The organism is Tomitella cavernea, assembly GCF_016599145.1.
Lineage (GTDB): Bacteria > Actinomycetota > Actinomycetes > Mycobacteriales > Mycobacteriaceae > Tomitella > Tomitella cavernae.
On the sequence record NZ_JAENKO010000022.1, the window covers coordinates 54,200 to 65,077 of the forward strand.

The 10,878-nt window shown below is 70.1% G+C and carries 12 protein-coding genes and 1 pseudogene; 8 read left to right on the forward strand and 5 right to left on the reverse strand.

Annotation, left to right across the window (positions count from 1 at the left end; all coding sequences use genetic code 11):
• Positions 1 to 105: 105 nt before the first annotated feature.
• The 3 genes from sp36 to JJ683_RS09430 are packed head-to-tail and all read left to right on the forward strand — an operon-like array spanning position 106 to position 1,546.
• Positions 106 to 285, forward strand: a complete 180-nt coding sequence (sp36, locus tag JJ683_RS09420) for a Sp36 family protein (protein ID WP_200173454.1) — start codon at positions 106 to 108, stop codon at positions 283 to 285.
• Entirely contained in the window at positions 282 to 749 is a 468-nt protein-coding gene (locus JJ683_RS09425) for a RidA family protein (RefSeq protein WP_200173455.1), read from the forward strand. The genes sp36 and JJ683_RS09425 overlap by 4 nt, the downstream gene beginning before the upstream one ends.
• The gene (locus tag JJ683_RS09430) at positions 746 to 1,546 is read left to right on the forward strand and encodes an MBL fold metallo-hydrolase (RefSeq protein WP_307810806.1); all 801 of its coding nucleotides are present in this window, start codon (positions 746 to 748) and stop codon (positions 1,544 to 1,546) included. The genes JJ683_RS09425 and JJ683_RS09430 overlap by 4 nt, the downstream gene beginning before the upstream one ends.
• A gap of 86 nt (positions 1,547 to 1,632) precedes the next feature.
• Here JJ683_RS09430 and JJ683_RS09435 read toward each other — a convergent pair whose 3' ends face one another.
• Together JJ683_RS09435 and JJ683_RS09440 are read right to left on the reverse strand one after the other, a co-directional pair.
• Positions 1,633 to 2,307 (reverse strand): Crp/Fnr family transcriptional regulator, encoded by a 675-nt coding sequence (locus JJ683_RS09435; RefSeq protein ID WP_182347329.1) that lies wholly within the window; start codon positions 2,305 to 2,307, stop codon positions 1,633 to 1,635.
• A 281-nt stretch (positions 2,308 to 2,588) separates the two neighbouring features.
• Complete coding sequence (locus JJ683_RS09440; RefSeq protein WP_200173456.1) at positions 2,589 to 2,768, reverse strand: hypothetical protein; 180 nt, start codon at positions 2,766 to 2,768, stop codon at positions 2,589 to 2,591.
• Positions 2,769 to 3,003: 235 nt separating this feature from the next.
• Between JJ683_RS09440 and nth the strand changes: the two genes are divergently transcribed.
• The 4 genes from nth to JJ683_RS09460 are packed head-to-tail and all read left to right on the forward strand — an operon-like array spanning position 3,004 to position 6,255.
• Positions 3,004 to 3,708 carry an endonuclease III gene (nth, locus tag JJ683_RS09445; RefSeq protein WP_200173483.1) on the forward strand — a complete coding sequence of 235 codons (705 nt, stop codon included), beginning with the start codon at positions 3,004 to 3,006 and terminating at the stop codon, positions 3,706 to 3,708.
• Positions 3,705 to 4,322, forward strand: a complete 618-nt coding sequence (locus tag JJ683_RS09450) for a TlpA family protein disulfide reductase (protein WP_242474563.1) — start codon at positions 3,705 to 3,707, stop codon at positions 4,320 to 4,322. The genes nth and JJ683_RS09450 overlap by 4 nt, the downstream gene beginning before the upstream one ends.
• The gene (locus JJ683_RS09455) at positions 4,319 to 5,068 is read left to right on the forward strand and encodes an NUDIX hydrolase (protein WP_372435279.1); all 750 of its coding nucleotides are present in this window, start codon (positions 4,319 to 4,321) and stop codon (positions 5,066 to 5,068) included. The genes JJ683_RS09450 and JJ683_RS09455 overlap by 4 nt, the downstream gene beginning before the upstream one ends.
• A complete protein-coding gene (locus JJ683_RS09460; protein ID WP_200173457.1) occupies positions 5,065 to 6,255 on the forward strand; it encodes a MarP family serine protease in 1,191 nt (396 codons plus the stop codon). The genes JJ683_RS09455 and JJ683_RS09460 overlap by 4 nt, the downstream gene beginning before the upstream one ends.
• Before the next feature lie 8 nt (positions 6,256 to 6,263).
• Here JJ683_RS09460 and JJ683_RS09465 read toward each other — a convergent pair whose 3' ends face one another.
• The 3 genes from JJ683_RS09465 to nhaA all read right to left on the reverse strand — a co-directional run bounded on the left by JJ683_RS09465 (position 6,264) and on the right by nhaA (position 9,213).
• Positions 6,264 to 7,202, reverse strand: a complete 939-nt coding sequence (locus tag JJ683_RS09465) for an alpha/beta fold hydrolase (protein WP_200173458.1) — start codon at positions 7,200 to 7,202, stop codon at positions 6,264 to 6,266.
• Between the two features lie 39 nt (positions 7,203 to 7,241).
• The gene (locus JJ683_RS09470) at positions 7,242 to 7,805 is read right to left on the reverse strand and encodes a phage holin family protein (protein WP_307810808.1); all 564 of its coding nucleotides are present in this window, start codon (positions 7,803 to 7,805) and stop codon (positions 7,242 to 7,244) included.
• Positions 7,806 to 7,983: 178 nt separating this feature from the next.
• The gene (gene nhaA, locus JJ683_RS09475; protein WP_200173462.1) at positions 7,984 to 9,213 is read right to left on the reverse strand and encodes a Na+/H+ antiporter NhaA; all 1,230 of its coding nucleotides are present in this window, start codon (positions 9,211 to 9,213) and stop codon (positions 7,984 to 7,986) included.
• 783 nt (positions 9,214 to 9,996) lie between these two features.
• On the opposite strand from nhaA, the pseudogene JJ683_RS09480 reads away from it, so the two are divergent.
• A pseudogene (locus tag JJ683_RS09480) lies at positions 9,997 to 10,878 on the forward strand (hypothetical protein); the annotation flags it as partial.

Below are 10,878 nucleotides of genomic sequence, written 5' to 3' on the forward strand. Positions count from 1 at the left end.
CTATGAGGTGAGACGACGGCGCAGGTGCGTTAGGCCCGTAGCGGCGCCCGGCGGACCCGGCTTCACCGTGCACACGGGCGGCGGCGGCGGGGATATGGTGTCCGCATGAGTGAACCCGAGCAGGCAGCGGACGCGGTCAAGTGGGAGTACTTCGTGGCTCCGCTGCTCATCCACAATCCCAAGGCCATTCTCGACAACTTCGGCGCCGACGGCTGGGAGCTGGTCTCGGTGCTGCCCGGACCCACCGGTGAACAGCACGTCGCCTACCTGAAGCGCCGCAAGTGAGCGCGGCGGCGCCCACCGCCCGGCTGGCCGAGCTGGGCCTGACGCTGCCGCCGGTGGCCGCGCCTCTGGCCGCTTACGTGCCGGCCGTGCGCAGCGGGTCGTTCGTGTTCACGTCCGGCCAGCTGCCCACTGTGGACGGCGCGCTCCTGCGGACGGGGAAGGTAGGGGCGGACGTCACGCCGGAGGATGCCAAGGACCTGGCCCGCGTTGCGGTGCTCAACGCCCTCGCCGCCGTCGACTCCGTCGTGGGGCTCGACGACGTCGTGCGGATCGTGAAGGTCGTCGGATTCGTCGCGTCCGCCCCGGGCTTCGGCGGGCAGCCCGGCGTCGTCAACGGCGCTTCGGAGCTGCTCGGCGAGGTGTTCGGTGAGGCCGGGCGGCATGCGCGCAGCGCCGTCGGCGTCTCTGACCTGCCGATCGACTCCCCGATCGAGGTGGAGTTGCAGGTGGAGGTGCGGTCGTGACCGCGCCGGCCCACCCGGCCTACGGGGTGCTGCGCCCGGTGACGGCCACTGCGGGCGTCGTGCTGTGCCGCAACCCGGGGATCATGGAACTCGAGGGCACCAACACCTGGATCGTCCGCGCTCCGGGCTCGCACTCCGCCGTCGTCGTGGATCCGGGGCCCGATGATGCGGAACATCTCGAACGGGTCGCGGCGCTGGGGCCCGTGGCCGCCGTCATCGTCACCCACCGGCACGACGACCACACCGGGGGGATCGAAAAGTTTCGTGCGCTCACCGGAGCCGACGTGTACGCGGTGCTCCCCGAGTACCGCCGCGGCGGCGGAGGCGCGCTGGAGGACGGCACGGTGCTGGATGCGGCGGGGGTGCGACTCCGCGTGCTCGCTACGCCCGGGCACACCGCGGACAGCGTCTCGCTCATCATCGAGCCGGACGGAGACCGCCCCGGCGCAGTCCTCACCGGCGACACCATCCTGGGGCGCGGTACCACCGTGATCGACCCCGAGGACGGGTCACTGCGCGACTACCTGGAATCGCTGGAGCGGCTGATATCTGTGGGGGCGGGTGCGGCGTGCCTTCCGGCGCACGGGCCCGACCTTCCGGACACCGCGGCCGTGGCGCGCGAGTACCGGGCGCACCGGCAGCAGCGGCTCAGCCAGGTCCGCGATGCGCTCGCGGTGCTGGGGGAGCTGGCGACGGCACGGCAGGTGGTCGAGCAGGTCTACCGGGACGTCGACGAATCGCTGTGGCCCGCCGCGGAATGGTCGGTGGCGGCCCAGCTGGACTACCTGCGCGGCTGAGACAGGACTGCGGGCGGCGGCCACGGTCCGGGTACATCCCGGCCGGTGTGCCGCAGCCCGCAGTCGTGGACGTTCGCCCCGTCGGGTCAGCGTGCGCGGCGCGCGAGCCGTTCGGAATCGATGATGAGCACGCTCTTGCCCTCGAGGCGCAGCCAGCCGCGGTGCGCGAAATCCGCGAGCGCCTTGTTGACCGTCTCGCGCGAGGCGCCGACGAGCTGCGCGATCTCCTCCTGCGTGAGGTCGTGCGTGACGCGCAGTGCGCCGGCCTCCTGGGTGCCGAAGCGCTGGGCCAGCTGGAGCAGCGCCTTCGCGACGCGGCCGGGAACATCGGTGAAGATGAGGTCGGCCAGCGAGTTGTTGGTGCGGCGCAGGCGCCGGGCCAACACGCGCAGCAGCTGCTCGGCGATCTCCGGGCGCTGCGAGATCCAGTCCTTGAGGGCCTCGCGGTCCATCGAGACCGCCTTGACCTCGGTGACCGTGATAGCGCTGGAAGTGCGCGGGCCGGGGTCGAAGATGGAGAGCTCGCCGAACATGTCCGACGGGCCCATGATCGTCAGCAGGTTCTCGCGGCCGTCCGGCGAGCGCCGCCCGATCTTGATCTTGCCGGAGCCGATGATGTACAGCCGGTCACCCGGCTCACCTTCGTGGAAGATCGTGTGGCCTCGTGGAAACTCGACCGGCTGAAGCTGCTTGATCAGGGCGGAAACTGCGGAGGGTTCTACTCCCTGGAAGATTCCGGCTCTGGCCAGGACCTCGTCCACGTGGGCTCCTCATGGTCTGTGCTGTGTGTGTCTGCGCCGTGCGAATCTGCTATGTTCCCCACGGCTTCCGGCGCCCGCGCTTGCCTGGGCAGCGGTACATCACGACGTAGTCTAGTAATGCCGTGTGATCGAGGCTACAGGCATGCCGCGCCGCGGGGCGGCATTTGACGGCGGACCGGTGCCGGAAGTCCGCCGGGGCGGTGCATGGCCCAGACGTTACCGTGTGTGATCGCGACGCTCGCGTGAGCCTCCTCGCAGAGGGTGCGGGGCGGCCGCGGCGGTCACGATACCCGCGCGTGGGCGGGCTCGGTGAGCAGGTCGCTGGGGGTGTGCGATTCGATGAACTCCTGCGGATCTCCGACGTGGTCCGTGCGGTGTTTGAGCAGGGTCTCGATGTGTTCCATCGCCATCGCGAATGCGATCACGATCACCGGTGCGAGGACGACGAGGACTACCTGCATGCACGAGAGTAAACACCGTCGATGTCTCGTTCCGGACACGAACCCACGGCGGGTTGTCGTACGTCACACTCGGCGTGGTCGCTGCCGGGGCAGATGCGCCGTGCGGTGTCCGTGGCGGCGGGGACCGGCCCGTAGTCTGGTCAGCGTGGTGGTGAGTGGAGGTGCCGACGGCCGGCGCGGGCGGCGCTGGTCGAAGCCGGAGAGCCGGCTGGCGCTGGTGCGGCGTGCGCGGCGGATGAACCGCACGCTGGGGAAGGCGTTCCCGCACGTGTATTGCGAACTCGACTTCACCACCCCCTTGGAGCTCGCGGTCGCGACCATCCTGTCCGCGCAGTGCACCGACAAGCGGGTGAACGTCGTGACGCCCGCGTTGTTTGCGCGGTACCGCACCGCGGAGGACTATGCGGCGGCCGACCGTGCCGGGCTCGAGGAGATGATCCGCAGCACCGGCTTCTACCGCAACAAAACGGATTCGCTGATCAGGCTGGGTCAGGCGCTGGTGGAGGGGCACGACGGCGAGGTCCCGGCGACCATGGCGGAGCTCTCGAAGCTACCGGGGATCGGGCGCAAGACGGCCAACGTGATCCTGGGCAACGCCTTCGACGTGCCCGGGATCACGGTGGACACGCACTTCCTGCGGCTGGTGCGCCGCTGGCGCTGGTCCGAGTCGACCGATCCGGTCAAGGTGGAGCACGAGGTGGGCGGGCTCATCGAGCGGCGCGAATGGACACTGCTGTCGCACCGGGTGATATTCCACGGTCGCCGCGTGTGCCATGCGCGCCGACCCGCCTGCGGGGTGTGCGTGCTCGCCGCCGACTGCCCCTCCTACGGCGAGGGGCCCACCGATCCGGCCGCGGCCGCGGCGCTGGTGCGGGGCCCGGAGACCCCCCATCTGCTCGAGCTCGCCGGCGTGGCGCCGGACGCGGAGCCGTCCCGTTGAGGGGTTTGAGCGCCTCGGCCAAGACGGGTATCGGCGTGTTCATCGTGTTCGTCGCGCTCATCGTCGCGATGGTCATGACGCTGCTGGGCGACGACGGCGGTCCCGCAGCGTCCGCTCCTGCGGCGTCCGGCCCCCAGGCGACCGGTCCCGTGTCCGGCTCTCCGGATGCCCCGGCGGCGGGATCCGCCATGCCGCTGCACGGACTGATCCTCGCGGACCTCCACGACGGGCACCCGGTGGATGTCGGTGCCCACCTGGCGGGCAAGCCCGCGGTGGTCAACCTGTGGGCGTACTGGTGTGCGCCGTGCCGGGAGGAGTTGCCGGCGATGGAGCAGTTCGCGCAGCGGGCCGGCGACACGGTGACCGTGCTCACCGTGCACAGCGACCAGCACTCGGACAAGGGACGCGCGCTGCTGGAAGACCTGGGCGTCGATCTGCCTTCGGTGGCGGACCCGGAGCGCAAAGTGGCGGCAGCGGTGCGGGCGCCGCAGGTGCTTCCGGTGACCGTGCTGGTCCGGCCCGACGGAACGGTTGCGCGGGTGGTGGCGATACCGTTCACGGACGCGGACCATATCGCGGAGGTCGTGAAAGAGACGCTGGGAGTGACGCTGTGAGTATCGCCGACGAGGGAGCGTCAGCGTCCTGCGCCGACGGCTCGGCGCCGGACTGGCTGGCACGCCTGGCGGAGCGGCTGCGCGACGGCGGGGCGCGGCGCCGCCCCCTTCTGCCGCGGGTCCTGCAGTCGCGCGCTGTGCCGCCGGGCGTCCGGGCCCGTCCCGCGTCGGTGCTCATGCTCTTCGGAGACGATGCTTCCGGACACGAGTCCGACGGCGTCCAGGGCGGTGACGTGCTCTTGACCCAGCGCGCGGCCACGCTGCGCCACCACAGCGGCCAAGTCGCGTTTCCGGGCGGCGCTGCGGACCCCGGCGATGGCGGCCCTGTGCAGACGGCCTTGCGTGAGGCGGAGGAGGAGACCGGGCTGCGCCCCGACGGTGTGCAGCCGCTGGCGGTGATGCCGGAGCTGTTCGTCCCGCCGTCGAAGTTCCTGGTGAGCCCCGTCCTCGCCTATTGGCGCGAGCCGTGTCCCATCCGCGTGGTCGACGAGGCCGAGACCTCGCGCGTCACCCGGGTTCCGGTGGCGGACCTCGTGGACCCCGCGAACCGTTTCCAGGTGCAGTATCGCCAGGTGTTCACCGGCCCCGCCTTCATGGTCGACGGGATGCTCGTGTGGGGATTCACCGCGGGACTGCTGTCTGCGCTCATCACCGAGGCGGGCTGGGAGCGGGAGTGGGACACCGGTGACATCCGCGAACTCGACATCACCCTCGCGGAGGTCGACGAGCAGGCAACGCGCAGGTGACCGGCTCAGTCTGGCTCGACATCGCGGTCGTTGCCGTCGCGGTGCTCGCCGCGATGTCCGGGTGGCGGTATGGCGCGATCGCCTCGGCGCTCGCCTTCCTGGGCGTGCTCGGGGGATTGGCGGCCGGCATCGAGCTGACCCCGCACCTGGTCGGCGGGGTGGACGACGCCCGCGGGCGTCTGCTCCTGGGCATCCTTGTGATCGTGCTGCTGGCGGTCTGCGGCGAGATCATCGGCGTCACCATCGGCCGGTTCGCGCGGCGCTTCATCCAGCACCACGTGGTGCGCTTGGTGGATTCGGCCGTCGGGGCGCTGTTCCAGGCGGTGGCGGTCTTGGTCACCGCCTGGCTGCTCGCCGTCCCGGTCGCGACGAACACCCAGAGCACCGCCGCGGCGGCGGTGCGTGATTCGTGGGTGCTCAGCAATGTCGACGCGCTCGCCCCGTCGTGGCTGCGGGCGGTTCCCGGCCGGTTGTCCGCGCTGCTGGACACCTCCGGACTGCCGGACGTGCTCGGGCCGTTCGCCCGGACCCCCATCACGGATGTGGATCCGCCCGCCGCGGAATCGGTGTCGGCGCCGGGTGTCGTCGCCGCGTCGGCGAGCGTGTTCGAGATCCGGGGCAGGGCTCCGGGATGCCAGCGCACGTTGGAGGGAAGCGGTTTCGTGGTCGCCCCGCAGCGGGTCATGACCAACGCGCACGTGGTGGCCGGTACGTCATCGGTGTCGGTGATGACCCGCGACGGTGCGCTGCCGGCGACGGTGGTGCTGTTCGACCCCACCACGGATGTGGCGATCCTGGACGTACCGGGGCTCGGCGCCGAGGCTCTGCGTTTCGCCCCCGACTCCGCTCATAGCGGCCAGGAGTCCGTCGTCCTCGGTTACCCGGGAGGGGGGCCGTTCACCGCCAGCCCCGCCCGCGTGCGTGACAGGATCATGCTCAGCGGGCCGGACATCTACCATTCGACGACGATCAAGCGTGAGGTCTACACCATCCGGGGGAAGGTGCGTTCCGGTAACTCGGGCGGCCCGCTGGTGGCCACTGACGGCAGCGTGCTCGGCGTGGTGTTCGGTGCTGCCGTGGACGATCCGGACACTGGTTTCGTGCTCACCGCGGACGAGGTGGAAGCACAAGCGGGCTCGGCGGAGCAATGGTCGCAGGCAGTCGGCACGGGGTCCTGCGTCGCGTAGAGGCGGGCTCAGCCGCGGAGGAATCGGAGGATCGTCGCTGTAGTCTCCGCAGGTGCCTCCTGGTGCGGGAAGTGCCCCGTGTTCAGGGCCTCCAGCCGCCGTTGCGGGGCCCAGCGGGCGCAGCGGCGGAACGTCGCCGGCGGCACGTGCCGGTCGTCGGTGCCGTGGATCTGGAGCACGGGAGAACCGGGTGCGGTGCGCATCGCGGCGCGGAAGCGGGCACCGTCCGGTCGGAACTGACTCCGGAACGCCCAGCGGTGGTACTCCAACGCGCAGTGCGCCGTGCCGTCGATCCTGATGGCGGTACGCACGCGCCGCTCCGTGTCGGCGAAGTCCGCGGTGCGGGCCCAGACGGCCCCTGCGCGCTCCCGCAGCACCGCGGCCGCCCCGGCACCGTCGTCCGCGATGAGCCTGCGCTCGCCGAGGCGCGGAATCTGGTCGTACAGGAGACGGGGTGCGAGCGCGGCGCGCTGCGCCGCGTCCGCCACCGCCGCCCGCCGCAGCGCGAGCGGATGCGGGGCGGAGATGGTCACGACGCCGCGGACGTCGGCCGGGTACAACACCGAGGCGGCCCAGCAGACCTGGCCGCCGTCGCCGTGGCCGACCAGGAAGGCGTCGTCGTGCCCGAGCCCACGGATCAGCCCGGAGAGGTCGCCGGCGAGGGTCCAGCCGTCGTAGCCGCGCGGCGGCTTGTCGCTGTCGCCGTATCCTCGCAGATCCACCGCCACAACCCGGTAGCCGGCGTCGCCCAGGGCTGTGAGCTGGTGGCGCCATGACCACCAGTACTGGGCGAAACCATGGACGAGGACCACGAGGGGCACGTCGGCGTCATCCGGGCCGGTCTGCGCGGCGTGCAGTCGGATGCCGTTGCCTCGGACGTCGATGTGCCGCCACGGCCCGTCGTGGCGGACCGTCGACGGGTCCGGCCCCGTGCGGCTATCGGCCATCGTGTGGTCCCGGGGCCGGAGTGTGCGGGCGTAAGGGTGTCAGCGGGCGTGCCTGCCGGATGCCGCGGCGGCGGCCTCGGCCATCGACCGCTCGTGCACGGATGCCCCGGCGGGCGCGGAGGTCTGCGTGTCCGGCTTGCCGCCTGACGGCAGCACGGAGGAGATCTCCTTGACGGAGTCGATCGTCTTGTTGGGTGCGCGCAGCTTGCGCACACGCAGATAACCGAGGAACCCGGCGAGCGCCGCGGTGAAGACCTGGATGCCGAAGACGATGAGGAACGCCGCCCACCGCGGCAGCCACTCGCTGAGCAACTCGCCGAGGAAGAAGAAGAAGAAGAACGCGCTGAACAGCAGGATGGTCGCGGCCACAATGAAGAACACGCTGCCCTGCAAGGCCTTCTTCACCTCTCCGGTGACCTCGGCCTTGGCCAGCTCGACCTCGGAGCGCACCAGCGTGGATACCTGGCTGGTCGCATTCTTGACCAGCGCGCCGATGGAGGCGTCCTGCGCGGCCGGGTCCAGGTCCGACAGCGGGATCGACGCCAGGGACGCGGGCGCCCCGTTGCCGGCGCCGCGGCCAGTGGTGCGGTCGGTGAAGCTCACGTCAACCCTCCATATTACGTCTGCACACGTCTGCGTCCATGCCACCATGCGGTCCGTGCAGCTGTGCGTACATGCGTGGCGGCCGCATCGGCCTCAGTGATTCATCGTGCCATGCGCGGCGGACTCCCACATGCCGGGTGCCGCAGAACGACAGGGCCGATGATGAGGACGAGGCTGCTCACGCGACCGGGTCGCGCCGTCCGGAGTCCTCGGCGACGCGGCGGTGGTGCCGTCCGCGCAGAACCATCGCGATCGACCCCAGTATCGCGGCGATCACCGACCCGGCCAGCACCGCGATCTTGGCCATCTCCACCGCGTCGCCGTGCTGCAGTCCGGCCAGCGACAACTCCGCGATGAGCAGGCTCACGGTGAAACCGATGCCGCCGAGAACTGCCAGCGCCAGCATGTCCAGGTATTGCAGGCCCCGGGGGATCTGCGCCACGCCGAACTTGATGGCCAGCCACGACGCGCCGAAGATCCCGATCGTCTTGCCGACCACAAGGCCGACCACGATGCCCAGGGCGATCCGGTCCGAGCCGAGCTCTCCGAGGAGTTCGCTGTCCACGTGCACACCGGCGGCGAAGAACGCGAAGACCGGCACGCACAGGCCCGCGGACCACGGCGTGATCCGCTCGGCGAGCCGTGTGGCGGGGGCCTCTCCCTCGTCAGGGTCGCTGCGCACGCGGGTCAACAGCCCCAGGGCGACGCCCGCGATGGTGGCATGGATCCCCGAGCTGTGCATGAACACCCAGGTGAGTACCGCCAGCGGAACGTACAGGAACGGTGTCGTGATGCGGCGGTACTGCGCGAACCAGTAGACGGCGAGACTGGCGACAGCGGCGAGCAGCCAGCCGATGGCGATTCCGGACGCGAAGACGAACGCGATGACGGCGATGCCGATGAGGTCGTCGACCACGGCCAGGCTCAGCAAGAACACGCGAGCGGTGGCCGGGACGTTCTTGGCTGTCAGGGAGAGCACGCCGAGCGCGAACGCGATGTCGGTCGCGATCGGGATCGCCCAGGCCTGGTCGACCCCGGGGCTGCCCCAGCCGATTCCGAGCAGGATCAAAGCGGGGACGACGACGCCGCCGACCGCGGCGATGATGGGGAGCACCGCCTTCCTACGGTCGGACAGCTCCCCCAGGACCATCTCGCGTTTGAGTTCGACGCCGGCGATGAAGAAGAACACGGCGAGCAGGCCGTCCTTGGCCCAGTCGCCCAGCGTGAGGTCGAGGTGCAGCGCCGACGGGCCGACCGCGAAGTCGCGCAGCGACGCGTAGGCGTCGAACAGGGGGGTGTTGGCGGCGATGAGGGCCAGAACTGCGGCACCGAGGAGGACCAGGCCGCCGACGGTCTCCTTGCGGAAAAAGTCGCCGGTTCGAGAGGCGAGGCCTGGGGCGGGGGTCATCGGAGAATGCGGCATGGGAGGCGGGGGACCTTCCGTCGGATGTCGTCATCGGAGCCGAACCCGGTCAGGCCCCACGTGGACGGCCACGCTGAATCGTGTGCGGCGCGCCCCAGGGGCGCGGCCGACCGCGGATCAGTCATGGCAGAACCATACGTAGACCGATGCCCGTGCATCGACTGCCGACCAGACTTCCCGGCACACCGCCGACGAGTCTACCGCGCCGCGCCGCGCGGGCCCCCGGCGGTCCGGTCCGCGCGGCGGTGCGGTGTCGCGGGGATATCGACTGAGCTCCAACATATTTCAGTTCCGCGTCGGCAATGCGCCGGCTCTCGTGCATGGTGAAGAACAAGAAGAACAATTGTGGAAGTTCGATGAACATGTAACAGAAAACGTGCGCAGCGAGATGGTCCACTGCAAGGTAAGGGTGAGGTTCAACCCGATGATGAGGACGCGTAAGTACGCTATACTGTTCGAATGACAGCCGTTGAATCCCATCCCGGTCCTCGGGGGTTGCTCCACCGCTACTCACGAGTCATTCAGTGATACTGTGATGCGCATCAACGGGGTGACCAGTGCAATCCGAGTCGACGGGCCTGCGGATCGCGCCGGAACCGTGCGGTGTGCTGCGTCGGGGAAGCGCGCGCTCCGGAATTACCCTGAATGAAATCGATGTCAAGGTGGGTATTCATGCAAGGTGGCAGAAGGCGTGAAAGCAATGCGCGTGCACACGCGGGAAGCAAGAAGGTCGTCGGCGGTGCTGCGGCATTCGCGACACTCGCGTGGTTGACGATTCCAGGAATCGCCATTGCCGATACGGCAGGCCAGCAGTCCGAGCAGGACAGCCAGAGTCGATGCGAGCAGAAGACCGAGATCGGCGGCGGCGAGGTGTACGTCGGGAGCTCCTGCGATGTCGACATCAACATCCCCGGCGTCGACCGGCAGTGGGCCAGCCGGACGGTGACGGACATCATCGCGTCGGCGAACGCCATTATCCCCGCCGGCTGGGTGAGCGCCGGTGTGAATGGCCAGCTCAACGTGACGATCCCGGGCCTGCCCGTGTTCGAAGCGCCGGAGTTCAACGCCGGCAGCGCAGTCGGCGTGGCCGTGGGAACTGCCGCACTCGGCAGCGTGACGCTGGGCAGTTCCGCGCTGCTCCCGATCCTCGCTGCCGGCAGCATGGGCGTATTCGGCAGCAGCGGTTCGGACAGCGGCGGTGCGGGGAGCGCAGACCTCGACTTCGGCAGCGGTGACACCACCCTTCCCGGGAGCTCGGCGGGCAGCATCGCCGACATCCTGTTGGCTCTGGGGAGTACCGGCGGCAGCGCCGGTTCCGATGAGGGATCGGGTTCGTCGGGGTCCTCCGGTGAGGGCGGCGCCGGCAGTAGTGCGCTGACGGGCAGCGTTGAGGACATTCCGGGCAGCGTCGAGGGCAGCATCGGTGGTCTGGTCTCGGGCAGTGCGGGGTCGTCCGGCTCTGATGCCGGCACGGGCAGTGAGGCCGGGTTGGAGCTGGGGCTGCAGTTCATCTTGGGCAGTGCGGCGCTTCCGTTCGCGAGTCTGGCGGGCAGTGTCGATGGTGGGAGTCTGCCGGGGGCCGGGAGCAGCGGTTCCGAGTCCGGCGGCAGCAGCGAGTCGACGGGCAGCTTGGGGGACATTCCGGGCAGC